23 protein-coding genes are annotated in these 26,051 nt (G+C 68.0%); 13 read left to right on the top strand and 10 right to left on the bottom strand.

All coding sequences use genetic code 11. The features are described from left to right. Nucleotides 1-3: 3 nt before the first annotated feature. The 3 genes from EU513_RS09560 to hrcA are packed head-to-tail and all read right to left on the bottom strand — an operon-like array spanning nt 4 to nt 2,885. On the bottom strand, nt 4-750 hold the full coding sequence (locus tag EU513_RS09560) for a 16S rRNA (uracil(1498)-N(3))-methyltransferase (RefSeq protein WP_129625657.1): 747 nt from the start codon (nt 748-750) through the stop codon (nt 4-6). Beyond that, the gene (dnaJ, locus tag EU513_RS09555) at nt 747-1,865 is read right to left on the bottom strand and encodes a molecular chaperone DnaJ (protein ID WP_129625656.1); all 1,119 of its coding nucleotides are present in this window, start codon (nt 1,863-1,865) and stop codon (nt 747-749) included. Before dnaJ ends, EU513_RS09560 begins: the two co-directional genes overlap by 4 nt. Nucleotides 1,866-1,874: 9 nt before the next feature. Then, nucleotides 1,875-2,885, bottom strand: a complete 1,011-nt coding sequence (hrcA, locus tag EU513_RS09550; RefSeq protein WP_129625655.1) for a heat-inducible transcriptional repressor HrcA — start codon at nt 2,883-2,885, stop codon at nt 1,875-1,877. 131 nt (nt 2,886-3,016) lie between these two features. Here hrcA and EU513_RS09545 point away from each other — a divergent pair, with 131 nt between their 5' ends. The 5 genes from EU513_RS09545 (at nt 3,017) to nadC (ending at nt 8,319) form a co-directional block, all read left to right on the top strand. Continuing rightward, a complete protein-coding gene (locus EU513_RS09545) occupies nt 3,017-3,892 on the top strand; it encodes a DUF3097 domain-containing protein (protein WP_129625654.1) in 876 nt (291 codons plus the stop codon). 27 nt (nt 3,893-3,919) lie between these two features. Next, the gene (locus EU513_RS09540) at nt 3,920-4,822 is read left to right on the top strand and encodes a hypothetical protein (RefSeq protein ID WP_129625653.1); all 903 of its coding nucleotides are present in this window, start codon (nt 3,920-3,922) and stop codon (nt 4,820-4,822) included. A 156-nt stretch (nt 4,823-4,978) separates the two neighbouring features. Then, nucleotides 4,979-5,965 (top strand): quinolinate synthase NadA, encoded by a 987-nt coding sequence (nadA, locus tag EU513_RS09535; RefSeq protein WP_239701628.1) that lies wholly within the window; start codon nt 4,979-4,981, stop codon nt 5,963-5,965. A 9-nt stretch (nt 5,966-5,974) separates the two neighbouring features. Then, nucleotides 5,975-7,438, top strand: coding sequence for an L-aspartate oxidase (locus EU513_RS09530; protein WP_129625651.1), 1,464 nt, complete (start codon nt 5,975-5,977; stop codon nt 7,436-7,438). After that, nucleotides 7,435-8,319 carry a carboxylating nicotinate-nucleotide diphosphorylase gene (nadC, locus tag EU513_RS09525; RefSeq protein WP_129625650.1) on the top strand — a complete coding sequence of 295 codons (885 nt, stop codon included), beginning with the start codon at nt 7,435-7,437 and terminating at the stop codon, nt 8,317-8,319. The genes EU513_RS09530 and nadC overlap by 4 nt, the downstream gene beginning before the upstream one ends. Nucleotides 8,320-8,364: 45 nt before the next feature. On the opposite strand, the gene EU513_RS09520 is transcribed toward nadC, so the two are convergent. The 3 genes from EU513_RS09520 to EU513_RS09510 form a co-directional block, all read right to left on the bottom strand. Beyond that, entirely contained in the window at nt 8,365-8,961 is a 597-nt protein-coding gene (locus EU513_RS09520; protein WP_129625649.1) for an MOSC domain-containing protein, read from the bottom strand. Nucleotides 8,962-8,991: 30 nt separating this feature from the next. After that, nucleotides 8,992-10,215 (bottom strand): radical SAM family heme chaperone HemW, encoded by a 1,224-nt coding sequence (gene hemW, locus EU513_RS09515; protein ID WP_129625648.1) that lies wholly within the window; start codon nt 10,213-10,215, stop codon nt 8,992-8,994. Between the two features lie 132 nt (nt 10,216-10,347). Beyond that, nucleotides 10,348-11,385 carry a YeiH family protein gene (locus EU513_RS09510; RefSeq protein WP_129625647.1) on the bottom strand — a complete coding sequence of 346 codons (1,038 nt, stop codon included), beginning with the start codon at nt 11,383-11,385 and terminating at the stop codon, nt 10,348-10,350. 70 nt (nt 11,386-11,455) lie between these two features. Between EU513_RS09510 and EU513_RS09505 the strand changes: the two genes are divergently transcribed. Further along, the gene (locus EU513_RS09505; RefSeq protein WP_129625646.1) at nt 11,456-12,358 is read left to right on the top strand and encodes a LysR family transcriptional regulator; all 903 of its coding nucleotides are present in this window, start codon (nt 11,456-11,458) and stop codon (nt 12,356-12,358) included. On the opposite strand, the gene EU513_RS09500 is transcribed toward EU513_RS09505, so the two are convergent. The 4 genes from EU513_RS09500 to EU513_RS09485 all read right to left on the bottom strand — a co-directional run bounded on the left by EU513_RS09500 (nt 12,342) and on the right by EU513_RS09485 (nt 16,847). Next, nucleotides 12,342-12,806, bottom strand: coding sequence for a hotdog fold domain-containing protein (locus EU513_RS09500; protein WP_129625645.1), 465 nt, complete (start codon nt 12,804-12,806; stop codon nt 12,342-12,344). The genes EU513_RS09505 and EU513_RS09500 overlap by 17 nt on opposite strands. A gap of 53 nt (nt 12,807-12,859) precedes the next feature. Then, nucleotides 12,860-13,666: a tRNA (guanosine(46)-N7)-methyltransferase TrmB gene (gene trmB / locus EU513_RS09495; RefSeq protein ID WP_240796002.1), complete on the bottom strand. Its 807-nt coding sequence runs from the start codon at nt 13,664-13,666 to the stop codon at nt 12,860-12,862. A gap of 4 nt (nt 13,667-13,670) precedes the next feature. Then, nucleotides 13,671-15,515: a translation elongation factor 4 gene (lepA, locus tag EU513_RS09490; protein ID WP_129625696.1), complete on the bottom strand. Its 1,845-nt coding sequence runs from the start codon at nt 15,513-15,515 to the stop codon at nt 13,671-13,673. Nucleotides 15,516-15,617: 102 nt separating this feature from the next. Next, nucleotides 15,618-16,847, bottom strand: a complete 1,230-nt coding sequence (locus tag EU513_RS09485) for an MFS transporter (protein ID WP_129625644.1) — start codon at nt 16,845-16,847, stop codon at nt 15,618-15,620. Between the two features lie 246 nt (nt 16,848-17,093). On the opposite strand from EU513_RS09485, the gene aceB reads away from it, so the two are divergent. The 7 genes from aceB to EU513_RS09450 all read left to right on the top strand — a co-directional run bounded on the left by aceB (nt 17,094) and on the right by EU513_RS09450 (nt 26,014). Next, nucleotides 17,094-18,692: a malate synthase A gene (gene aceB / locus EU513_RS09480; RefSeq protein ID WP_129625643.1), complete on the top strand. Its 1,599-nt coding sequence runs from the start codon at nt 17,094-17,096 to the stop codon at nt 18,690-18,692. Between the two features lie 3 nt (nt 18,693-18,695). Next, entirely contained in the window at nt 18,696-20,168 is a 1,473-nt protein-coding gene (locus EU513_RS09475) for an FAD-linked oxidase C-terminal domain-containing protein (protein WP_129625642.1), read from the top strand. Then, nucleotides 20,168-21,373, top strand: coding sequence for an FAD-binding oxidoreductase (locus tag EU513_RS09470; RefSeq protein ID WP_129625641.1), 1,206 nt, complete (start codon nt 20,168-20,170; stop codon nt 21,371-21,373). Before EU513_RS09475 ends, EU513_RS09470 begins: the two co-directional genes overlap by 1 nt. Nucleotides 21,374-21,438: 65 nt before the next feature. Continuing rightward, nucleotides 21,439-22,749 carry a (Fe-S)-binding protein gene (locus tag EU513_RS09465; RefSeq protein WP_129625640.1) on the top strand — a complete coding sequence of 437 codons (1,311 nt, stop codon included), beginning with the start codon at nt 21,439-21,441 and terminating at the stop codon, nt 22,747-22,749. A gap of 4 nt (nt 22,750-22,753) precedes the next feature. Then, nucleotides 22,754-23,290, top strand: a complete 537-nt coding sequence (locus EU513_RS09460; RefSeq protein ID WP_129625639.1) for a type II toxin-antitoxin system PemK/MazF family toxin — start codon at nt 22,754-22,756, stop codon at nt 23,288-23,290. A gap of 86 nt (nt 23,291-23,376) precedes the next feature. Beyond that, nucleotides 23,377-24,759 carry an acyl-CoA dehydrogenase family protein gene (locus EU513_RS09455; RefSeq protein WP_240796001.1) on the top strand — a complete coding sequence of 461 codons (1,383 nt, stop codon included), beginning with the start codon at nt 23,377-23,379 and terminating at the stop codon, nt 24,757-24,759. A 10-nt stretch (nt 24,760-24,769) separates the two neighbouring features. Then, a complete protein-coding gene (locus tag EU513_RS09450) occupies nt 24,770-26,014 on the top strand; it encodes an acyl-CoA dehydrogenase family protein (RefSeq protein WP_129625638.1) in 1,245 nt (414 codons plus the stop codon). The last annotated feature ends 37 nt before the right edge of the window (nt 26,015-26,051 follow it).

Genomic DNA, 26,051 nt, shown 5'->3' with positions numbered 1-26,051 from the left:
GGGTCAGTGGTGCGCCCAGCGGGTGCCCGACATGACGACCGCGAGAGCTGCCGGCCCGGCGCTCGACGAGCGCAGTACATGCGGTCCGAGACGGACGATCCGTGCCCCGGCGTCCTCGAGCACCGACAGTTCGGCGGGGCTGATGCCGCCCTCGGGTCCGACCACGATCGCGAGTTCTTCCACTCCGGCGAGGTCGACATCGGCCAAGGCAGTCGTTGCGTCCTCGTGCAGGACGAACACGGTGCGGCCGTTCGCCAGGCCGGCGAGCCCCCTGCGATCGAGCAACGGACCGACGACCGGGACGGTGGCCCGGCGGGACTGCTTGGCCGCCGCACGAACGACCAGCTCCCACTTGCGCGCAGCCTTCGCGCCGCGCTCGCCCTTCCACTGCACGATGCTGCGCTCGGCCTGCCATGGCACGACCTCGTCGACACCCAATTCCGTTGCGGCTTCGATGGCTTGGTCGTCGCGATCGCCCTTGGCGAGCGCCTGGACGAGGATCACACGCGGGAGTTGCGGAGTCTGTTGCTCGGTGCTGACGACAACCAGATCGAGCCGGTCCTTGTACGCCGCCGCCACCGTGCACTGAGCGACCGTCCCGGAACCGTCGGCGACCAAGACGGTTTCCCCCGGCTCGATCCGCTTCACGGTGGCCGCGTGTCGCCCCTCCGGGCCGTCGAGCACCAGCGGGGCACCGTCAGTGACACCGTCCAGGCGTCCGGCGTCGATCAGGAAGAGCGCAGCGGTCACTTGAACGCGTCGCGCAGCTTGCCGAACAGTCCCTTGTCGGCTCGCTGGAAGTTGCCCTCCGGACGCTCTTCGCCGCGGGCCGTGGCGAGCTGACGCAGCAGATCGCGCTGCTCGTCGGACAGGTTCATCGGGGTGCGGACGTTGGTGTGCACCAGCAGGTCGCCGCGCATGTTCGTGCGCAGGTGCGTGACGCCGAGGCCCTTGAGCGTGATGACATCGCCCGGCTGGGTGCCGGCCTTGATCTCCACGTCGCGCGGGCCGTCGAGGGTCTGTAGGGGCAGGTTGGCACCGAGGGCGGCCGCGGTCATCGGGAGTTCGACCGAGCAGTGCAGATCGTCGCCCCGACGTTGGAAGGTCTCGTGCTTGCGGACCCGCACCTCGACGTAGAGATCGCCGTTCGGGCCACCACCGGGGCCCACCTCGCCCTCGCCGCTCAGTTGGATGCGGGTGCCGGTGTCGACCCCCGCGGGCACCTTGATCTTCAGCGTGCGGCGGTCACGACGGCGTCCCTCGCCGGAGCAGTCCGGGCACGGCGACTCGACGACCTCGCCGTAACCGTGACAGGCACCGCACGGACGGGTGGTCATGATCTGGCCGAGGAAGGAACGCTGCACCTGCTGCACCTGACCGGCGCCCTGGCAGACGTCGCAGGTGCGGCGTCCGGTGCCCGGGCGGGAGCCTTCACCGTCGCACGTGTCACACAGGATCGCCGTGTCGAAGACGAGGTCCTCGGCGCCACCGAAAACGGCGGTCGACAGATCGATCTGCAACGGGACGAGGGCGTCCTGTCCGTGCTGGACGCGAGACCTCGGGCCACCCTGCGTACCGGCCGCGCCGGCACCGAAGAAGGCGTCCATGACGTCGGTGAAGCTGAAGTTGCCGCCGAACCCTGCGTGCTGACCGCCGAACGGGTCGGCGCCCATGTCGTACTGCTGACGCTTGTTCGGGTCGGACAGCACCTCGTAGGCCTGCGAGATCTTCTTGAACTCGGCCTCGGCCTCCGGCCCCGGGTTGACGTCGGGGTGCAACTTGCGGGCCTGCTTGCGGTAGGCGCGCTTGATGTCCTCCGCCGAGGAGTCGCGGGACACGCCGAGATCGGCGTAGTAGTCGTTCAACGAAGTTCCTTACTGCTCGAGAATTTCCGAGACGTAACGGGCGACCGCGCGAACCGCGGCTATGGTGGTGAGGTAGTCCATGCGGGTCGGACCCAGCACACCGATACCACCGGCGGTGTACGGAGCGCTGACGATCGATGCCGTCCGGAATCCGTCGATGGCGTTCTCGCCGCCGATCCGGACGTAGACGTCGTCGCCTTCCATCTGCTGCAGCAAACGCAACAGAACGACGTGTTCTTCCAAGGCGTCCAGCACCGGTCCGATGGTCTCTGGGAAGTCCTGCCCGGAGCGCACCAGGTGGGAGGTGCCGGCCATGACGACGCGCTCCTCACGCTCCTCGGCCAGGAAGTCGCGGATCACGCCGACGGACGTGGGAGTGGAGTCGTCGGGGTGCGAGTCAGGCTTCGCGCCGGCGCGGCGCTGCTCGGCCCAGGCGTCCAGCCGGTCGGCGGCGTGAGCGCGGGTGCGCCCTTCGGCGGCCTGGTTGACGACGTCGCGCAGGCTGAGGAGTTGGTCGGCGGTGTGGGCGATGGTCAGCACCCGCTGCTCCACCCGTCCGGTCGACATGATCAGCACGACCATGACCTTGGTGTCGGCGAGGCTGACGAGCTCGATGTGACGGACGGTGGCGGTGCCGATCGACGGGTACTGCATGACCGCGACCTGGTGGGTGAGCGACGAGAGCAGCCGGACGGTGCGGTCGACGATGTCGTCGAGGTCGACCGCCTGCTGCAGGAAGGTCTCGATGGCGACACGCTCGGAGCGTGACAGCGGCTTCATGTGGCCGAGTTGGTCGACGAACCGGCGGTATCCGGCGTCGGTTGGGACACGTCCGGCGGAGGTGTGTGGGGCACTGATCAGCCCCTCCTCCTCCAGGGCGGCCATGTCGTTGCGGATCGTTGCGGCGCTGACGCCGAGTTGGTGACGATCCAGCAAGGCCTTGGACCCGACGGGCTCGGAGGTGGCGACGTAGTCCTGCACGATCGCGCGCAGCACGTCGAGACGGCGTTGTTCGCTCATCGGTCCTCCTCACTGTTCGGGCTCGCTCGCGACTTTGGCACTCCGAGGGCACGAGTGCCAATTCTACGACCCGGCGCGAACCGCGCGTGTCACCCACGACGTGACCTGCGCCGCCGTCTACCGTGACGGCCGTGACAGACCGATACGGCTCCGATGTGCTCTCCTCCGACTGGCGCGCGCCCAAGCGTGGACGATCCCAGGAGGTCGCCGCGGAGCCCGACACGGTCGTCGAGGAGGTCGACACCGGGTTCGTCGGCGCCGTCGTCCGGGTGGAGAAGGTCGGCGGGATGCACGTGGTGCACCTGGAGGACCGACGCGGCAAGGTGCGCGCGTTCCCGCTCGGCCCGGGCTTCCTCATCGACGGACGCCCGGTGATCCTGACTCCCCCACGCCCGGCGGACGCGGCCGCGCTGGCGGCCGCACGCGCCACCACCACGCGTACGGCGAGTGGGTCGGTCGCCGTGGCCGACCAGCGGGCGAAGGTCGCGCTCGGCTCCCGGATCTTCGTCGAGGGCCGACATGACGCCGAGCTGGTCGAGAAGGTGTGGGGCCACGACCTGCGGGTCGAGGGCGTGGTCGTCGAGATGCTGGACGGCGTGGACGACCTGTCGGCCGTGATCCGCGATTTCGCCCCCGGGCCGGGGCGGCGCATGGGCATCCTCGTCGACCACCTGGTGCGGGGCACCAAGGAGCAGCGCATCGTCGACGCCGCGCGGGCGCTGCCTCAGTCGCGCGACCATGTGCTGATCCTCGGCCACCCGTACGTCGACGTGTGGCAGAGCGTGCGTCCGCAAAAGCTGGGTTGGACCAAGTGGCCGGTGATACCGCGCGGCACCTCGTGGAAGCACGGCATCCTTGCCGAGCTCGGCTGGCCGCACGCCTCTCAGGCTGACGTCGCGCGCGGGTGGAAGCGCATTCTCGGCACGGTCGACAACTACGCCGATCTGCAGCCGGAGCTGCTCGGCCGCGTCGAGGAGCTCATCGACTTCGTCACCGCTCCGGTCTGATCCGATTCACCTTGTAGGTTCTGCGTCATGACCTCTCGCCCGGCCGCGTCGCTGCATGCCGACCTGGTGGCGGTCGTCGTCTCGGTCGGCACCTGCGCGGGCGCGCCCGATCAGGGACCGATGGTGCTCGCCGCCGGCGATCCACTGCACCTTCCGGCGGGCCCGTTGCGCACCGACCACCACTCGCTGCAGAACGGCGCGCGAGCGTTCGTTGCGGAACAGACGGGGCACTCCCTGGGCTTCGTGGAGCAGCTCTATACGTTTGCCGACCTGGGCCGCGACGGTTCCGCCGGTCGGGCGGTGTCGATCTCCTACCTGGGGCTCACGCGGGCGGCCGCCGACGACGGCTGGCGCGATGTCTACGACCTGCTGCCGTGGGAAGATCGCCGTTCAGAGCGATCAATCGCGTTGTGCGACAAGCTGATCAGCGAGCTGCGCAGGTGGTCGACCGATGCGTCCGAACGCATCGCGCACATCTTCGGTGATGGTGAACTGCCATGGCGTCCCGAGCTGGCGCTGCAACGTTACGAGTTGCTCTGGGAGGCCGGACTGGTTGCGGATTCGCCCAACGCCGCTGACGGCGTCGACGGCCTCACCGGCCCCGCGATGCACTCCGACCACCGCCGCATCCTCGCGACGGGTCTGTCCAGGCTGCGCTCGACGATCCAGTACCGCCCACTCGTGTTCGAGCTCATGCCCCCGACGTTCACCCTGGGCGAGCTGCAGGCGGTGGTCGAGGCATTGGTCGGCGCCGGCCTGCACAAACAGAACTTCCGCCGCTCGGTCGAACAGCAGGCGCTGGTGGAGCCGACCGACGACACCTCTCGCGCCACCGGCGGACGACCGGCGCGGCTCTACCGCTTCCGTCGCGAGGCCATTGCGGCCCGTGGCCAGGTGGGCACCAAGGTGCCGATCCCCCGATCGCGCTGACCCGCGTCCGCCGCTGCGGGTACGGCCCACCCTCCGCAACCACTGCGCCTCTCACTGCAAACACAGCGCGTGCTCGCACGCGCAGTATTTGCAGTGAGCGATGTTATGCTCACTCCAAGCATTTACTCAATGTGAGCAAATAGGATGGAGCCGACGATGTCGACAGCCACGTACGAGAAGGTCCGCCACCTCATCCCCGAGGTCGAGTGGGCGGTTTTCGAGCCGGAGATCGAGGCGATCGAAGCGCTGAAGCGCGAGCACGACGCCGTGATTCTGGCGCACAACTACATGACGCCAGAGGTCTTCCACGGCGTGGCAGATATCGTCGGCGACTCCCTCGCCCTCGCCCGCGAGGCGCAGCACGTCACGGCCGGCACGATCGTGCTCGCCGGGGTGCACTTCATGGCCGAGACGGCAAAGCTGCTCAACCCGGCCAAGCGGGTGCTGCTGCCTGACCTGCGTTCGGGTTGCTCGCTGGCCGAGAGCATCACGCCGGACGACATCGCCGAGCTTCGCCGGCAACACCCGGGTGTGCCGGTGGTCACCTACGTCAACACCAGCGCAGCGGTGAAGGCCGCCAGCGACATCTGCTGCACCTCCGGCAACGCCGTCGAGATCATCGAGTCGCTGGGGGTCGACCGGGTCATCATGATCCCCGACCAGTACCTCGCCCGGAACATCGCTGCCCGCACCGGCGTCGAGGTGATCACCCACCCGGGTGCGTGCGAGGTGCACGAGCGCTTCACGCCCGCCGACATCGACGACATCCGCTCGGGCAACCCCGGCGTGACGGTCATCGCCCACCCCGAGTGCCCGCCGAATGTGGTTGCCGCATCGGACTTCTCGGGTTCGACCGCCCAGATGATCGACTTCGTCGGCCAGGTGTCCCGGGCGGGCGTGCCCGACGCCGGCGGACGCCGCAAGGTCGCCCTCATCACCGAATGCTCGATGAGCGACAACGTGGCCGCCGAGCACCCCGACGTCGACTTCGTGCGCCCGTGCAACCTGTGCCCGCACATGAAGCGCAACACGCTCACCGCGATCCGCCGCAGCCTCGAACTCGGTCAGCACGAGATCACCCTCGATCCCACCCTCGAAGCCCCCGCGCGCCGCGCTATCGAGCGCATGCTCGCGGTGAAGTAGGAGCACGCGATGCACGAATCCCTGCACGAGACCGCCAAAAAGCCGGTGATCGTCGGTTCGGGTCTCGCCGGCCTCAGCGCCGCGTGGGCACTGGCTCCGGCCGAGTGCATTCTGGTGACTCCGGGAATGCTCACCGACAACGCGGCGAGCATGTGGGCACAGGGCGGCATCGCCGCGGCTCTCGCCGACGACGATTCCCCCACGCTGCACGCCGCCGACACGGTGCGTGCCGGGGCGTTCGTCGGCGACACCCGCACCATTCGCCGCATCACCGACGCGGCGACCGATGTCGTCGGTTTGCTCGCCGAGCTCGGCGTGCCGTTCGACCACACAGCCGACGGACGGCTCGACCTCGCGCTCGAGGGCGGCCACAGCCGCAGCCGCGTCGCGCACGCCGGCGACTCCTCCGGTGCCGCAATCACCCGGACGATGGCCGCCGCCGTCCGGGGTCTGCCGTCGGTGCAGGCGTTGGAGCAACACACCGCCCGCCGCCTGCTGACCGATTCGGACGGCGCGATCTGCGGTGTCGAGGTGCTCGACGCCTCGGGCGCGGTGCTCGTGCTCGAGACCGACGCCGTCGTGCTGGCGACCGGCGGGATGGGTGCGCTGTGGCCGTGCACCACGAACCCGGCGACCGCGCTGGGGCAGGGTGTCGCGATGGCTGCGCGCGTGGGTGCCCGCACCGACGATCTGCACCTCGTGCAGTTCCACCCCACCGCTCTCGACGTGCCGGCCTTCCCCAACCCACTGCTGACCGAAGCGCTGCGTGGCGCCGGCGCGATCCTGACCGCCGACGGCGAGCGATTCGTGCACGAACTCCAACCGCGCGACGTGGTTGCTGCCGCCGTGTGGGAACAGCTGCGGGCTGGGCGTCAGGTTCGTCTCGATTGCCGCGATATCCCTTCTGTTGTAACGCGTTTCGCTGCGGTTGCCGAGCTGTGCGGGGCGCACGGATTCGACCTCGCCGGCGACCTGCTGCCGGTGCGGCCGGCCCTGCACTACGCCATGGGTGGCGTCACAGTCGACGCCCAGGCGCGCACCTCGGTGCCCGGCCTGTGGGCCGTCGGCGAGGTGTCGCGCACCGGCCTGCACGGCGCCAACCGACTGGCGTCCAACTCGTTGCTCGAGGCGGTCGTGACCGGCCGGGCCGCGGCCGACTCGATTCGCGGCGCCGATACTCGCTGGACCCCACGGGTGCTTCCCGTCGACCCGGGCACCGTCGTGTCCGCGTCCGCCGGACCTGCTGTCGACCTCGCTGAGGTGCGCGCCGTGCTCGGCGACAGCTGCGGAGTGTTGCGCGAGGGTGACACGCTCGAGCGCGCCGTCGACCGGCTCGCCGAACTACGCCACGACGATGCCGGCTACGTCGCCTGGCTCGTCGCCCGCTCGGCGCTGTTGCACCCGCACACCGTCGGCGCGCACCGCCGCGTCGACTCCATCGAAACCGTTGCTGCACAGGAGGTTCCGGCATGATCGACAGCCATATCAGCCTTGAGGTCGACCGCATCGTCCGCACGGCCCTGGCCGAAGACCTCGGTCAGGCCGGCGATCTCACCACTGCCGCCACGGTTTCCCCGGATGCTCAGGGCACTGCGCACCTGGTCGCGCGCGAGCCGGGCGTTCTCTCCGGCATCGTCGCGGCCCAGCACGCCTTCGACCTCGTCGACCCGACTCTCGACGTGGAATGGTTCGTGGCCGACGGTGTGGCCCTCGCGCCCGGCACGCGCATCGCAACCGTGACGGGTCGCGCGGCGTCGATCCTCACCGCCGAACGCACCGCGTTGAATCTGCTCGGTCACCTCAGCGGCATCGCCACCCGGACCGCCGGGTTCGCGCGGCTTGTCGACGGCACCTCGGCCCGCATCGCCGACACCCGCAAGACGACGCCGGGGCTGCGCGCGTTGGAGAAGCGAGCCGTCGCCGACGGCGGCGGAATCAACCACCGTTTCGGGCTGCACGACGCAATCCTGGTGAAGGACAACCACATCGGGCTCGGCGGCGGTCTCGACAAGGTGCTCGCCAGGCTAGCCGAACGCTCGGGTCACCTGGTGCGGGTCGAGGTGGAGGTCGACACTCTCGACCAGTTGCGCGAACTGCTCGCCTTCGATGCCGACCGGCTCGGACGCCGCCTCCCGCCGGTGGTGCACGGTGTGCTGCTCGACAACATGACGCCCGACCTCATCCGCGAGGCCGTCGGCCTGATCGACGACCACCCTGCATCGCTGGTCATCGAGGTCTCCGGCGGCGTCGACGAGACGACCGTGCGCGGGTTGGCCGAGGCAGGTGCGCAGATCCTCTCGATCGGTGCCCTGACCCACAGCGTCCGGACGCTCGACATCGGCCTCGACCTGTAAGCAGACCGGCTGGGTGGCGCCGGTTGTTGCCGAGTCGCCGCGCGCTCAGACCGGCCCCAACGCGACCGGGGCGCCGTCCGGCAGCTCGACCGTGACCGGGTCACCCGCTCGCACCGTCCCACTGCGCTCTACGACCGACATCACCCCGGCTCGGCGAATGACCTGCACCGTCCGCACCTCGGGTGAGGCCGTCGACGGGGCGGGTTCGTCGGTCGGGGTCCCGTCGGCCCTGGAGAGCACCACTTTGAGCAGACCCGGCTTGAAGTCGTTGATCTGCGCGCACGGGTTGCGCAGGCCGGTGAGCCGCACGACGGCCTCGTCGCCGAGGTGCAGGCGGGTGTCGACCGGGAGCGCATGCAGGTCGACACCGCTGGTCAGCACGTTTTCGCCGAGGTCACCCGCGGCCAGGGTGTAACCCATGCGCTCGGCGGTCTCGAACACCTCGCTGGGCACGAGATGCACCTGCCGCAGGTTGGGTTGGTTCGGGTCGCGACGCACCCGGGACCGATGTTGCACAAGGGTTCCCGCGTGCGCGTCGCCACGCACTCCGAGCCCGGCGACCAACTCGATCTCCTCGACCGGCGTCTTCGAGAAGCGGTGGACGTCGTCGCGGCTGACGGCCACCACACAGGGTTCGGTCATGGGTCGATCCTCGCACAAACCGGTTATGGGTCAGAAGTCGAGCAGCCGGCGGACGACGGTATCGGCCAGCAGCCGTCCACGCAGGGTGAGCACGAGTCGCCGATCGCGCAGGGCCGTCGGTCCGTCGACGAGACCGTCGCCGATCAGCCCGGCGACGGCGGTGCGCCCGGCGGGTTCGAGGTCGTCGAGGGCGAGGCCGGCGTCTCGACGGATGCCGAGGAGCACGCGCTCCTCGTACCGCTGTGTGTCCGTGAGCAGTTCGCGTCCGCCGCCTGGTGAGTTGCCCTCGGCCAGCACCGAGGCGTACGCCGCAGGGTGCTTGCGATTCCACCAGCGCACCCCACCCACATGACTGTGCGCGCCGGGCCCGATCCCCCACCAGTTGGCGTCCGACCAATACAGCTCGTTGTGCCGACAACGCAGCGCCGGGTCGGTTGCCCAGTTCGACACCTCGTACCAGGAGTAACCGGCCACGGCGAGCATGGAGTCGGCAAGCTCGTACTTGTCGGCTTCGTCGTCGTCATCGGGCATCGTCACCTGGCCGCGACGCACCTGAGCTGCGAGCTTCGTGCCCTGTTCGACTACGAGCGCGTAGGCACTGATATGCCCGGTTTTCAAGGCAATTGCCGCGTCCAGCGAGGTGCGCCAGTCGGCGAGCGACTCCCCCGGTGTGCCGTAGATGAGGTCGACACTGGTCGCCAGCCCGGCCGCCTTCGCCGCCTCGACGCTGCGCCCGACATTGGCGGGGTCGTGGGTGCGCTCGAGCGTGTGCAGCACGTGTGGCACCGCCGATTGCATCCCGAACGACACCCGGCTGAAACCGCCGTCCGCCAGCACCTCCAGCGATTCGGGAGTCACCGAGTCGGGGTTGGCTTCGGTCGTGATCTCGGCACCATCGGCAAAGCCGAACCGGTCGCGCAGCGCGCCGATCATCCGCACCAGGTCGTGCGCCGCGAGCATCGTGGGCGTGCCGCCGCCGACGAACACCGTCGAGATCGGCGGCGCCTGGTCACCCAGCACCCGTGCGGCGAGGTCGATCTCCCGAATCGCGGTGTCCGCGTACGAACCCACGCTCGCGCCAGGGCCGAGCTCGGTCAGGGTGTAGGTGTTGAAGTCGCAGTAGCCGCACCGCACCCGACAGAACGGCACGTGCAGGTAGACCCCGAAAGGCTTGTGCGGCAACGCCTCCAGCGCCGTCGCCGGCAGGTGTCCGTCGGTCGGGACAGGTTCACCATCGGGCAGCGCGCTGGGCATTGGTCCATTCTCGCCGACGTCGACCCGCACGCCGAATCGCTGCACCAACCGCCACAGGCGCTGCACCTGCGTCCAGTCACTGCTGGTGCACCACCAGTGGCTGGCGAGTAGCGCAGCGTTTGCGGGCGGGGGTCAGAGGGTGCCGGTCAGGGCCTGCATGGCCAGGCTGGTCGAGGCGACCAGCACCGACAGGATCGCGCCCAACAACAACGGCCGCAGGCCGGTGCGGCGCAGCTGCGCCGGGCGCATGGACAGCCCGATCGCGGTGAGCGCCAGGGTGATTCCGAAGGTGCCGATCCTCGACAGGCCACGGTGCCAGCCGGTCGGGATGACTCCGATCGAGTTGACCGCCGCCGCCACCACGAACCCGACGAGGAACCACGGCACCACCTGACGCAATGGAATGCGCACCGTCGACGGACCGCCGGGCGACGACGACGCGGCGCGACGCGCTGTCAGGTAAGCCAGCACGATCGTGATCGGGATGATCATCAACGACCGGGTGAGCTTGACGACGATCGCGTGATCGCCGGCCCCGTCACCGAAGCCGTACGCCGCGGCCACCACCGACGACGTGTCGTTGATCGCCGTGCCCGCCCACAGGCCGAAGCTCTCACCGGTCATGCCGAGCAGGTGACCGATCGCCGGGAAGGTCAGCACGCCGATCACGTTGAAGACGAAGATCGTGCCGAGGGCGTACGCCGCATCGGCCTTCTTGGGGCGCATCACCGCGGTGCTGGCCGCGATCGCCGACGCACCACAGATGCCGGTGCCGACTCCGATGAGCGTTCGCACATCGCGCCCGACACGCAACCAGCGCCCGATGAGGGCGGCGCCCCCGAGCGCGACCGACAGGCTGGCGAGCATCACCGGCAGCGAGGACGACCCGACCTGCGCCACCTGGCGCAGCGACAACCCAGTGCCGAGCACCACCACGGACGCCTGCAGCACCTGCTTGGAGCAGACCTCATATCCGCCATCCAGGTGGTGCGACCGCAGCCGCGGCACAGCGACACCCGCGGCAAGGCCAAGGACGATGCCACACACCGGACCGCCGAGCACGGGCACAAACTGGCCGAAAACCGTTGCCACACAGCCGATGAGCAGCACAACCGCCAACCCGGCGACAAGGCCGCGGCGAGAGGTGCGGATGGGCGCAGCGTGCAACACGCTTCAACCATCCGCCCTGCGAACACTTCTCGGTAGACGGCGATTGAGCAGTACCGCATATCCTTCGCATATGACCGCGCGCCCCGACCCACTCGCACTTGAACTGCTCGTCGCGGTGGCCGCAACCGGCAGCGTCGGCGCCGCCGCACGAACTGTCGGCATGGCTCAACCCAATGCCACCCGCTCGCTCGCCCGGCTCGAACGCCAACTCGGCCTGGACCTGGTGGTGCGCTCTACCCGAGGATCGACCCTGACCGATGCCGGCGCCGTGCTCGTCGACCAGGCTCGCCAGGCGCTGGCCGCTATGGACGCGGTCACCGATTCGGCCGCGACCCTGCGTGGCGACTCCACGCGTCCGCTGCCGGTCGCGGCCAGTCAGACTATCGCCGAACACCTACTACCCCGATGGCTTTCGACGCTGCGCAGCCAGCAACCGAACGGCGCCGTGGCCGTGCACGTGCACAACTCCCACGATGTCGTCGATGATGTGCGATCCGGTCGCACCGCCCTGGGATTCGTCGAAGAGCCCACGGTGCCCGGCGACCTGCACAGCACTGTTGTCGCGCACGACGAGATGGTGCTCGTGGTCGCCCCGCATCACGTCTGGGCCGGCCGGTCGCGCGCGGTCCGCGCCGACGAACTGGCTCGCACCGCACTCATCACCCGCGAACCCGGCTCCGGCACCCGCATGGCCCTCGACGAGGCGCTCGATCAGCAGGTGCGACCGCACCTGGAGCTCCCGAGCAACGCCGCGGTGCGGGTCAGCGTCGCTTCGGGCGCAGCACCCGCGGTGCTCAGTCGGCTCGCGGTCGCCGACGCCCTGTCGGCCGGCACCTTGGTGACCGTGCCGCTCGGGCTGCAGCTGCGGCGTCCGCTGCGCGCAGTCTGGACCGGATCACGACGTCTCTCGGGGCTCGCCGCAGACCTGGTGTCGATCGCCCGCGACGAAGGCGAAATCAGCTCTTCGCAGTGACCCACACCGGGATGACGCCCGAGACGACCTCACTGCCGTCATCGACACAAGCGGTGCACCGCACGTCGACCTGGAACGGCGGCTGCTTGTCCCAATCCGCGATGTCTGTGCGCGCCTCGCACCGGACGTCGGTGGGCACCTTGGCGATGTAGTCGAGCTGAATTCCCCTGGGAATCCAGCGCATTCCCTTCGGGGTGGTCGCTTCGCAGAGCAGACCCATCGCCGCTTCGAGACCGTTCGCGACGGCGATCGCGTGCACGGTACCGATGTGGTTCTGCACGCCGCGCCGCTTGCGGATCGTGACGACGCCGTGGTGCGGCTCCATGACCTCCACTTTCGGGCGCACCGTTGCGAAGTACGGCGCCTTCAGCATGAAGGCGAGCGAGAACGCGCTCTTGCCGAGCGGCTTGCTTTCGAGCTGTCGATACATCTGGAAGGTCGAGGCCATACGCAGATGTTACTCGCAGGTAACTTCGATGCGCCACCCTCCCGGGCACGCGGTCAGCGCCGGGTCACCGCAACATCGCGCACGATGCGCTCGACCCGCAGACCCTTCTTCTCAAAGCGGGTCATCGGACGGTCCTCGAACCGCGGAGCGAATCCGCCGCGATCTCCCTCCGGGTCGACGTCGGGGTCGCCCGGGTCGGCGAGTCGCCCGGCGAACGGGTTCGTGAACTCCTCACACCCTTCGACGACGTCGCGGATCTGCCAGGCGTAGTCGGCCCAGTCGGTCGCGAGCCGCCACACACCGCCCGACTCGAGCAACTCAGCGACCTGCGTCGCGAACGCCGGCTGCACCAGACGGCGCTTGTGGTGCTTGGTCTTCGGCCACGGGTCGGGGAAGAAGGTCCAGATCTCCTGCAACGTCCCTGGTTCGAACATGAGCGGCATCGACCAGGCCGCATCGGCGATCGCGATGCGCAGGTTGGTGACGCCCGCCGAGACCGCTTTGGTGATGGTGTGCGCGACGCCCGGGCGCCATACCTCGAAGGCGAGGAAGTCAACGTCCGGGTGCAATGCCGCAGCGTGCACGACGGCGTCGCCGGCGCCCGACCCGATCTCGGCGATCAACGGCGCCGACCGCCCGAAGACCCCTTCCTTATCGAAGCGGTAGTCGGGGTCGAGCGTGGTGTCGGTGCCGTTGAGCGGCAGATCGAGCAGGTAGATCGGCCCGTGCTGCTCCATCGCGCGCTCGTGCCGGTCGGGCATGCGTCCGCCGCGGCGCGTGAACGATCGGGTGCGGGCCAACGGACGACCGTCGGGGCTCGTCGGAACAACCGGGTCGAAGCCCGAATCGCGTTGTGCCACGGCGTTATTTCTTCGCCTTCTCAGCCGAGGCGTCCTGGGAGAGCGCAGCGATGAAGGCTTCCTGCGGCACCTCGACGGAGCCGACCATCTTCATCCGCTTCTTGCCTTCCTTCTGCTTCTCCAGCAGCTTGCGCTTACGGCTGATGTCACCGCCGTAGCACTTGGCCAGGACGTCCTTGCGGATCGCGCGGATGTTCTCGCGGGCGATGACGCGGGCGCCGATCGCGGCCTGGATCGGCACCTCGAACTGCTGCCTCGGAATGAGCTCCTTGAGCTTGCCGGCCATCATTACGCCGTACGCGTACGCCTTGTCGCGGTGCACGACGGTGCTGAACGCGTCGACCTTGTCGCCCTGGAGCAGGATGTCGACCTTGACCAGGTCGGCCTGCTGCTCGCCGTCGGGTTCGTAGTCGAGCGAGGCGTACCCACGGGTGCGCGACTTCAGCGAGTCGAAGAAGTCGAAGACGATCTCGGCGAGCGGCAACGTGTACCGCATCTCGACGCGGTCCTCGGACAGGTAGTCCATGCCGCGCAGCGTGCCGCGTCGACTCTGGCACAGCTCCATGATCGCGCCGATGAACTCGCTCGGCGCCAGGATCGTCGCGCGGACGACGGGCTCGGTGATCGAGTCGACCTTGCCCTCGGGGAACTCGGACGGGTTGGTCACCACGACCGTGCGGCCGTCGTCCAACTTCACGTCGTACACCACGGACGGCAGTGTCGAGATGAGGTCGAGGTCGAACTCGCGCTCGAGGCGTTCGCGCACGATCTCCAGATGCAGCATGCCGAGGAATCCGATGCGGAAGCCGAAGCCCAACGCGGCCGAGGTCTCGGGTTCGTAGACCAGCGCGGCGTCGTTGAGCTTGAGCTTGTCGAGGGCATCACGCAGCACCGGGTAGTCGGAACCGTCGATCGGGTACAGACCGGAGAAGACCATCGGCTTCGGGTCGCGGTAACCACCGAGGGCATCGGTGGCGCCGTCGCGCGCGGAGGTGATCGTGTCACCGACCCGCGACTGGCGGACGTCTTTCACTCCGGTGATGAGGTAGCCGACCTCGCCGACGCCGAGCCCCTTCGCAGGCACCGGTTCCGGCGAGATGACGCCGATCTCCAGCAGTTCGTGGGTCGCCTTCGTCGACATCATCTGGATCTTCTCGCGCGGGTTCAGATTGCCGTCGACCACGCGAACGTAGGTGACGACGCCGCGGTAGGTGTCGTAGACGGAGTCGAAGATCATCGCGCGGGCGGGAGCATTCGCATCGCCCACCGGAGCCGGGAACTGCTGGACGATCTGGTCGAGCAGCGGTTCGACGCCGACGCCGGTCTTGCCCGACACCCTGAGGCAGTCCTCCGGCTCGCAGCCGATCAAGCCGGCGAGTTCCTCGGCGTACTTCTCCGGCTGCGCCGCCGGCAGGTCGATCTTGTTCAGCACCGGGATGATCGTGAGGTCGTTCTCCATCGCCAGGTACAGGTTGGCGAGCGTCTGCGCCTCGATGCCCTGCGCCGCGTCGACGAGCAGCACCGCTCCCTCACACGCGGCGAGCGACCGGGACACCTCATAGGTGAAGTCGACGTGCCCGGGCGTGTCGATCATGTTGAGGCAGAAGGTCTCCCCATCCATCTCCCACGGCATGCGCACGGCCTGGCTCTTGATCGTGATGCCGCGCTCACGCTCGATGTCCATGCGGTCGAGGTACTGCGCCCGCATCGCGCGGTCGTCGACGACGCCGGTGATCCCCAGCATGCGATCGGCGAGGGTGGACTTGCCGTGGTCGATGTGCGCGATGATGCAGAAGTTTCGGATCTGCGAAGGCGGCGTCGCGGCTGGTTGCAGCGCGGTGCGTGCCATGGGTGCCACAGATGGTTCCTTGCGTTGTTCTCGGCCGGACAGGTATTCGTCCCAGTCTCCCACGCCTGCCGAGGTGTCCCGACAACCCTTCGAAACGACGTTCTAGGCGCGAGCGGCCGCGTCCCGACGTCCGAGGGTGGCGGACACGATCGTGATGAGGATGCCACCGACGGCGAGCAGCGCGCCGATCCGGCTCGGCCATTCGTAGCCCAGACCGCGGTCCAGGACAATGCTGCCCAGCCATGCGCCGAGCGCGTTCGCCATGTTCAGGGTGGAGTGGTTGAGGGCCGCAGCGAGCGACTGACCCTCCTGCGCGACGTCCATCAGCCGGGTCTGCAGCATAGGCACGAGGATCGTGGGCAGGAAGCCGAGCAGGAAGACCGCGATCACGGCGGTGACCGGGTGGTGCGCCATGAAACCGAACACGGCCAACAGGGTCGCGATGAGCACCAGCGACCCCAGGATGCCGCGCATCAGACCGAACTGTGAGACGCGTCCGGCGACGGTCGCGCCGATCGTCATGCCGACGCCGTAGACGACGAGGATCAACGGGACGGTGCTCGCGGCGAAGCCGGCCAGGTTGGTCATCGTCGGGGTGATGTAGGAGAACGTGGCGAACATCCCGCCGAAACCGACGGTGCCGATACCGAGCGCCAACCACACCTGAGGACGGGTGAGCGCCTTGAGTTCCTTTGCGGCAGAGGCGTTCTCGTCAGCCTGCTGACGCGGCACCCAGGCGAGCACCGCGGCGACACAGGCCAGCGAGATCACTCCGACGAACACGTACGGGTATTCCCAGCCGAACCGTTGACCGAGGACGGTGGACAGCGGGACGCCGATGACATTCGCGACCGTGAGCCCGGCGAGCATCATCGAGACGGCCCAGGTGCGTCGGTGCGGAGCGACCATGGACGCGGCCACGACGGACCCGATGCCGAAGTAGGCGCCGTGCGGCAGCCCGGACAGGAAGCGGGTGATCAGCAGGGTGCCGTACGAAGCGGCGAGCGCCGAACCGATGTTGGCCAGGGCGAACGCGATCATCAGCCAGATCAACTGAGCCTTGCGGGGTGCGCGGGCAGCCAGCGTTGCGATCAACGGGGCTCCGACGACGACGCCCAGCGCGTACGCGGACACGACGTGGCCGGCCCTCGGGATCGAGATGTCGACACCGTCCGCGATCTGCGGCAGCAGACCCATCGTGACGAATTCGGCGGTGCCGATCGCGAATCCGCCCAAGGCCAATGCGAAGAGCGCGAGGCCGACATGATGCGCGCGGGCCACCGCCTGATCGCCGTCGACGTCGATGGTCTGCGGGGCGCTGGCTCGGATCACCGATCAAGTCTCCCGGCAATCGGAAGTTGTCGGCGAATCCGCGCGCCTGGTTCGTGAGCAACATCACCCGTTGCGATGGCGACCGGCGGCGACGATTGGCGAGCACTCACCCACCCGCGCGGCGACGATTGGCCAGCACTCACCCACCCGCAGCGTCGATGTTATTGCTAGGGTATTCCGTACAGAAGGAGCCTCATTCCGCGATGCGGAATGCCGTGTTGCATGTCAGACAGACAGAGGAGTCGCATGTCCACTTTGAACCTGCCGGATGGCGTCGAAGTCACCGGTCCGGTGAAGGACCGTTACGACGAGATCCTTTCGCCCAAGGCGCTCGAACTGGTTGCCAAGCTGCACCGTGAACTGAATGCCCGACGCCTCGAACTCCTCGCCGCGCGCGAGGACACGGTGAAGAAGGTCGCCGCCGGCGAGGACCTCGACTTCCTGTCGGAGACCAAGGACATCAGGGAGGACGACAGCTGGAAGGTCGCGCCGCTCGCTCCGGGGCTGGAGGACCGCCGCGTCGAGATGACCGGGCCCACCGACCGCAAGATGACGATCAACGCGCTCAATTCCGGCGCCAAGGCCTGGCTGGCCGACCAGGAGGACGCCAACACCCCGATGTGGGGCAACGTCGTCGAGGGCCCGATGAACCTGATGGACGCACTCGACGGCACCATCGATTTCACCAGCCCGCAGGGTAAGGAGTACAAGCTCGTCGAGGCCGACAAGCAGCCGACGATCATCGTGCGCCCGCGCGGCTGGCACCTGCCGGAGAAGCACATCCTGGTCGACGGCGAGGAGACCTCCGGTTCCCTCGTCGACTTCGCGCTCTACTTGACCGCCTGCGGTCAGAAGCAGATCGACCGCGGCAAAGGCCCGTACTTCTACTGCCCGAAGATGGAAAGCCACCTGGAGGCTCGCCTCTGGAACGATGCGTTCGTCATCGGCCAGGACTTCCTCGGCATCCCCCAGGGCACCATCCGTGCCACCTGCCTCATCGAGACCTTCCCAGCCGCGTTCGAGATGGAGGAGATTCTCTACGAACTGCGCGACCACTCCTCCGGCCTCAACGCCGGACGCTGGGACTACCTGTTCTCGGCCATCAAGACTTACCGCACCCGCGGCGCCGACTTCATTCTGCCCGACCGAAACACCGTCACGATGACCGTGCCGTTCATGCGCGCTTACACCGAGCTGCTGGTGCGCACCTGCCACAAGCGTGGCGCCTCCGCAATCGGCGGTATGGCCGCGTTCATCCCGAGCAAGGACGAGGCGGTCAACAAGAACGCCTTCGAGAAGCTGGCCGCCGACAAGGGCCGCGAGGCCAACGACGGATTCGACGGTTCGTGGGTGGCTCACCCGGGAATGGTGCAGGCGTGCGACGAGGTCTTCTCCGCAAAGTTCGGCGAGGGCAAGACCAACCAGCTCGACAACCTGCGTGAAGACGTTTCGGTCACCGCGCAGCAGCTGCTCGACGTGAAGTCGACGCCCGGCGAGGTGACCGAGGCGGGTCTGCGGGCCAATATCGACGTTGCGCTGCAGTACCTCAACTCGTGGCTGGCCGGCCGCGGAGCGGTCGCCATCCACAACCTGATGGAGGACGCCGCCACCGCGGAGATCTCCCGTTCGCAAATCTGGCAGCAGATCAAGAACGAGGTCACCACGGCCGACACGGGCAAGCTCATCACCAAAGACCTTGTGCTGCAGCTGACCGACGAGATCATCGCCGAACTGCCGGGAGAGGCGAGCGACTGGAACGACGCGAGGGCAACCTTCCTGGAAGTGGCCGTCGCCGACGACTACGCCAACTTCCTCACCCTGCCGGCTTACGAGCGGATGTCGTAACCGATGGCCACTTCGAGCGGGTCGATCGCAGCCGTGATCGAACGGTTGCGGTCGGCCCTGCCGCGTGAGGCGGTCATCACCGACCCGGCGCGTCTGGCGACCTACGACTGTGACGGACTGCTGGTTCACCGGGTGACCCCGGCCGTGGTCGTGCTCGCCTCGGACGCTGAGCAGGTGCGCCTCGCCGTCCGAGCATGCGCGGAAGCCGGGGTCCCCTTCGTCGCGCGCGGTTCGGGCACGGGGTTGTCCGGTGGCGCGCTCCCCCACGCCGATGGCGTCCTGATCGTGATGAGTGGGTTCCGGGAGATCAAGGAGATCTCCCGCGCCGATCAGCGTGCGGTGGTCGACCCAGGTGTTATCAATCTTTCTGTCACTCAGGCGAGTTCGCCGGAGGGTTACTACTTCGCGCCGGACCCGTCGAGCCAGCAGATCTGTACGATCGGCGGCAATGTCGCCGAGAACTCCGGCGGCGCGCATTGCCTGAAGTACGGCTTCACCAGCAACCACGTGCTGTCGGCTGAGGTGGTCATGCCCGACGGTTCGCAGGTGACGCTCGGTCAGCGAGCACCCGACGCGCCCGGCTACGACCTGCTCGGTGCGTTCGTCGGCTCGGAAGGCACCCTCGGTGTCGCGACCGAAGTGACGGTGAAACTGTTGCGCTCGGCCGAGTCCGTTCAGACCTTCTTGGCCGGGTTCGAGTCGACGGACGCGGCGGGCGCGGCCACCTCGGCGATCATCGCCGCGGGTATTGTGCCGGCCGCGATCGAGATGATGGACGCGCTCGCGATCGAGGCCGCGGAGGCGGCGGTGGCGTGCAACTACCCGGACGGCGCGGGCGCGGTGCTGGTGGTCGAACTTGACGGTCCGACGGCCGAAGTCGAGGCCGAATCGGCTGCAGCACAACGGATGTGCCGGGAGGCCGGTGCGTTCGAGATCAGGTTGGCCGCCGATGCCGACGAGCGGATGGCGATCTGGCGGGGTCGCAAGTCGGCATTCGCCGCGGTCGGTCGCATCTCGCCCGATTACATCGTCCAGGACGGCGTCATCCCGCGCACGAAGCTGTCGCAGGTGCTGGGCCAGATGGGTGAACTCGCTGCCGAGAAGGGAGTGCGCGTCGCGAACGTGTTCCATGCGGGCGACGGGAACCTCCACCCCCTGGTGCTCTTCGACGGCAGCGTGCCCGGCGAGAACGAACGCGCTGAGGAGGTGTCCGGAGCGATCCTCGACCTGTGCCTGGAACACGGCGGATCGATCACCGGCGAGCACGGTGTCGGCTTCGACAAGGCGAAGCACATGCCGAAGATGTTCACCGAAGTCGATCTCGACACCATGCAGCGGGTGCGCTGTGCCTTCGATCCGCACGGACTGTCGAACCCCGGCAAGATCTACCCGACGCCGCGGCTGTGCGGCGAGGTGCCGCGCAAGCGGTCGGCGAATGATCCGAACCCCTACGAGGGCAAGGCGGAAATCTTCTGATGAGCTTGCGAGAAACATTGCAGCACCGTGGAATCGATGTCGAGCAGGGCACATCGGCGACGCTGTTCGACGGACGCGCGCCGAGTTGTGTCGCTCGGCCGACCTCGACCGGAGAGGTAGCCGAAACAGTCCGAGCCGCTCGTGAGCACGGCGCGGTCGTCGCGGTGCGGGGTGCCGGCACAAAACTGACGTGGGGTTCCCCCGCCGGCCACCTCGACCTGGTCCTCGACCTGTCGGCGATGAACCGGGTGCTCGAACACCAGCCCGGCGATCTCATCGTCAGCGCGGAGGCCGGTTGCCCGCTGAACGTCGTCCAGAGCACCGTCGCTCAGGCAGGCCAGCGGCTCGCGCTCGACGAAATGGTGCCGGGCACCACTGTCGGTGGGCTCATCGCAACCAATACGAGCGGGCCGCTGCGTGTGCTCGCGGGCTCCGTGCGCGACCTGCTCATCGGGGTGACGGTCGTGCTGGCCGACGGCACCGTCGCCCACGCAGGCGGCAAAGTGGTCAAGAATGTCGCTGGCTACGACCTCGGCAAGTTGATGGTCGGCTCGTACGGCACGCTCGCGATCGTCACCGAGGCGACCTTCCGGCTGCACCCGGTGCCGCAGGCGTCCGAGTGGGTCGTCGGTCAACACCCGATCGCCGAATTGCCGCACGTACTCAACGACCTTTTGCATAGTCAAGACGCACCGAGCGCGGTCGAGATCCGTTGCGAGACTGCGGATTCGGTAGTTCTCGCCGTGCTGATCGAAGGCACTGAGGGGGGCGTTTCCGCCCGCTCCGGGCGGATCCGCGCGACCGTCGCCGGCGAGACAGCGCCAGCACCCGGGTGGACCGGCACCTACCCGTGGCCCGTGGGCGAAGGCATCGGACTGAAGATCACCGCGCAACTGTCCGCTGTGCCGAATGTCGTTGCGGCAGCGGCCGAACTCGGCTGGACGATTCAGGGATCAGCCGGTGCGGGAGTGCTGTACGCATCTCCGTCCGGCGCAGCCGAACCGAATGATGTCGAGGCCGCCGCAGCACGTTTTCGTGAGGTCGCCCTCGGCGGCAGCGTGATCGTGCTCGATGCCCCGAAGGAGATGCGCGGGCAGGTCGATGTGTGGGGTCCGATCCCGGCCATCGACATAATGCGCCGTGTGAAACAGCAGTTCGATCCAGAAAACCATTTGGCCCCAGGCCGATTCGTGGGAGGAATCTGATGCCCGACCCCCGCACCGCCTCTGAACCGGCTATCACGCCAGGCGTTGACGTCAGTGTCGAACCGATGTCGCGGATCACTGGGTTCGACGAGCACAACCCACCCGACCCGAGCCTGCTGTCCGACTGTGTGCACTGTGGCTTCTGCTTGACGACCTGCCCGACGTATGTGCTGTGGGGCGAGGAAATGGACTCCCCGCGGGGACGGATCCACCTGATGAAGAACGTCACCGAGGGCGCACCGCTCGACGACACGGTTGTCGGCCACATCGACGCCTGCCTCGGCTGCATGGCCTGCGTGACGGCGTGCCCGAGTGGGGTGCAGTACGACCGCCTGCTCGAGCAGACCCGGGCCCAGGTCGAGCGCAACACGACCAGGTCCAGGTCGGAACGGGCACTTCGTGCTGCGGTCTTCAGCCTGTTCCCTTACCCCAAGCGGCTCAAGGCGTTGCGTGGACCATTGCGCCTGACGCAGAAGGTCGGCCTCGACCGCGCGATCAACAAGTCCGGCCTGCTGGAACGCATTTCGCCGTCGCTGGCGATGCTGCAGAGCCTCACCCCCGAGCTGACCAAGCCGGAAAGGCTGCCCGAACGTATCCCGGCGAAGGGCACCAAGCGGGCGACCGTCGCGATGCTCACCGGCTGCGTGCAGGACGCCTTCTTCTCCGGGGTCAACGCCGCTACCGCGCGGGTGCTGGCTGCCGAGGGCTGCGACGTGGTGGTGCCACAGGGCCAGGGTTGTTGCGGTGCGCTGTCGAGCCACTCCGGCCGTGAGCCCGAGGCGCAACACTTCGCTCGAGCGCTCATCGACACCTTCGAGCGCTACGAGGTCGACTACATCGTGGTCAACTCCGCGGGCTGTGGCAGCGCGATGAAGGAGTACGAATTCCTGCTCGCCGACGACTCAACCCACCAAGCCGACGAGCGCGTGCGGAGCTTCCGCGAGAAGGTGCGCGACGTGAGCGAGCTGCTGGCCGAACTCGGCCCGGTCGCCACCTATCACCCGCTGCCCCTCACCGTGGCTTACCACGACGCCTGCCACCTCGGTCATGCGCAGGGCATCCGCAACCAGCCGCGTGAGCTGCTGCGCGCGGTGCCGGAGCTGACCGTGAAGGAGATCAAGGACGCGTCGATCTGTTGCGGGTCGGCAGGCATCTACAACGTGCTGAACCCCGAGCCGGCCAAGCAACTCGGCGACACGAAGGCCGCCAATGTGATCGCGACGGGTGCGCAGTTGCTGGTGACGGCCAACCCGGGGTGCATCATGCAGATCGCCCAGGGTGTCGAGAGAGCGGGCGGACGCATCGGCACGGCCCACATCGTCACCGTGCTCGACCACTCGCAACGCGGACTGTCGGCGGACGAACTGCTGAAGTAGTCGCATGCGGTTCTGGGTCAACAGCGCTCTACGGGTGACCCGGCAGATCCTCGACGCCACCCGTGCGACCGCGCCGTCCGGTCGATCACGCTCGGACACTGCAACCCGGATGCCGGCCGCCCAGCCTGCTCCCGAACAACACCCTTACCCGGGCGACTTCTGCGGGATCCCCGACTTCGAGTACGCCCCGAAGCCGGACGGCAGACCCGACCCGGGCGAGATCGTGTGGACCTGGGTGCCGTACGAGGAGGACCACTCCCGCGGCAAGGACCGTCCGGTGCTCCTGGTCGGGCGGGCGGGTGAGTGGCTGCTTGCGCTGCCTCTCACCAGCAAGGATCACGATCGCGACGCCGACCAGGAGCGTCGGGCCGGCCGCGAGTGGGTCGACATCGGATCCGGTCCGTGGGACCGCCGCGGTCGGCCCAGCGAGGTACGCCTGAACCGGGTGCTGCGGGTCGACCCCAGCGCCGTCCGGCGCGAAGGAGCCGTACTCGACCAGCACCTCTTCGACGCGATCGCCCGAGCCTTCACCGGACGCTGACAAGACCATCCTGGGAAATCGGCGTGTTTCCCGGTACGGGTGGTTTCCGGTACTTCGAGTATCACTTTCAGTTAGGCTCGGCGCGGATGCTTGAACGAGCGTCCGAAGACCTGCACGAGAAGCTGCACGGGAAGGCTGAGATGTCGCTGCACGGCAAGACGTCCATCGCCGATCGGGGTCAGGCGTTCGGGATGCGCCTGATCACCATGGCGGGTGGACTCGAAGCACTGAAGAATCCGGTACTGCGGGGACGGGTCGAAAAGGTCCTGTACCGCAGTGCGAAGTCGGGGTTCAAGGCACAGACGGTCGCCGGTAAAGCCTTCACGAAGAAGTCCGGGTCGGGTTCGCCCACGCGGGCCGCATCAACCAAGCCGCGGCGGGAGTTCGACCTGAGCCCGACCGAGGATCAGCAGATGATCCAGGAGGCAGCGCGCGAACTCGCAACCGAGGTGCTACGCCCAGCTGCTGCCGGGGCCGACACCGAGCGTCGAGCTCCGGCGCAGGTGCTCGAACAGGCCGCCGCCATGGGCATGACCCTGCTGAGTGTTCCGGCGGAGCTCGGCGGAGTGGCCGAGGAGCGTTCCGCGATCACCGGCGTGCTGGTCATCGAGGAGCTGGCGCGCGGTGACATGGGGCTTGCCGTCGCCATCATGGCCAGCGGAGCAGTCGCCAATGCACTTGCGAACTATGGCGATTCGGATCAGCAGGCTACGTTCCTGCCGCCATTCACCCACGAACAGGAACCAGCCACGGGGGCACTGGCGATCCAGGAGCCGCAACCGCTGTTCGATCCGCTCGCGCCGTCCACGACGGCGCAGCGCGATGGTGACCACCTCGTGCTCGACGGCGTGAAGTCACTCGTGCCAGGGGCCGAGAACGCCGACCTGTTCATCGTGTCGGCATTGGTCGACGACGAGCCTCGCCTGGTCATTGTCGAGCCCGGCACCGACGGGCTGTCGGTCTCCCCCGACCCGGCCATGGGTCTGCGCGCAGCCCGCACCAGTGCTCTGCACCTGAAGTCCGTCCGGGTGCCGGCCGCCAACCTGCTCGGCACGGCTGCGGACCACCTGGACGCCGTCCGTCGCGCCCGCCTGGCCTGGGCGGCGGCAGCCGTCGGCACCGGGCAGGCCGTGCTGGACCACCTGAAGACCTACACGGTCGAGCGCAAGGCTTTCGGTGAACCGATCGCCTACCGCCAGGCCGTCGCGTTCACGGTCGCGAACATCGCGATCGAGGTGGACGCTCTACGCCTCGTGGTCTGGCGCGCCGCCGCGTTGCTCGACGAGGACAAGAACGCATCCGCGCTCATCGCACAGGCACGTGCGCTGGCTGCCCGGCACGGCGCCCAGATCGGCAGTGACGGCGTCCAACTGCTCGGCGGACACGGCTTCGTCAAAGAATTCGACAACGAGCGCTGGTTCCGTGACCTGCGCGCGACCGGCGTGCTCGAGGGCACGCTGCTGGTCTGAGGAGCAACCGATGATTGACCTCGAGGTCCCCCGCAAGTTCACCCCGCTGCTGAAGCAGGCCGGCGCGCTCGCCGACGAGGTGTTCCGCCCGATCAGCCGCAAGTACGACATCGCCGAGCACGAATACCCCCAGGAACTCGACCTGCTGTCGGCCCTCATCGACGGCATGAGTGACTCCGGCGCGAGTCAGGGCGCGGGTGCGTCCGGCTCGGCCAAGGCCAAGACCGACGAGCAGCCGAAGGGTGTGGGCTCCGGACGAAACGCCGGCAAGGCGAACCGCAACGGCACCAACCTCTCGTCCGTCCTGTCGATCATGGAGACCTGCCGTGGCGACGTCGGCCTGACCCTGTCGATCCCGCGCCAAGGACTCGGCAATGCCGCGATCGCCGCCGTCGCCAATGACGAACAGAAGGCTCGGTACGCAAACCGTTGGGCCGCAATGGCGATCACCGAGCCCGACACCGGCTCCGACTCGGGTGCGATCCGGACGACGGCCGTCAAGGACGGCGACGAATACGTGCTCAACGGGGAGAAGATTTTCGTCACCGCCGGCGAACGTGCCGATCTCGTCGTGGTGTGGGCCACGCTCGATCGCGCGCTCGGCAAGCAGGCGATCAAGTCGTTCGTCGTCGAGCGGTCGAACCCGGGCATGAAGCTGGTGCGCTTGGAGCACAAGCTCGGCATTCGCGCGTCGGACACCGCTGCGTTCAGCCTGCAGGACTGTCGAGTGCCGGCCGACGATCTCCTCGGCGACCCGGAGATCAAGATCGAAGGCGGCTTCGGCGGTGCCATGCAGACCTTCGACAACACGCGTCCGCTGGTCGCGGCGATGGCGGTCGGTCTTACCCGTGCATGCCTCGACACCGCCACCGAACTGCTGGCGAAGGCAGGTGTGACGCCGGACCCGGATCGTCCACTCGCCGGTCAGTCACTCGCTGCGGCCAAGCTGATCCAGTTCGAGGCTGAGTACCAGGCTGCCTACCTGCTCGCGTTGCGCGCAGCGTGGATGGCCGACAACGGCAAGCCGAACTCGATGGAGGCGTCCATGGCGAAGGCGAAGGCCGGTCGCACCTGCGTCGACGTCGCTCTCGGCTGCGTCGAGCTCTGTGGCGCTACGGGTTATGCAGAGACCGAGTTGCTGGAGAAGTGGGCCCGCGACTCCAAGATCCTCGACATCTTCGAGGGCACCCAGCAGATTCAATTGCTGGTGGTGGCGCGCCGCCTGCTCGGCTTGAGTTCGGCGCAACTGAAGTAGGACCCGCACAACGCGAATGGCCCGTCACCGACTTTCG

Origin of the sequence: Yimella sp. RIT 621, from assembly GCF_004146205.1 — a bacterium.
GTDB classification, from domain to species: Bacteria; Actinomycetota; Actinomycetes; order Actinomycetales; family Dermatophilaceae; genus Yimella; species Yimella lutea.
This window is presented reverse-complemented; position numbering and strand designations above follow the sequence as displayed.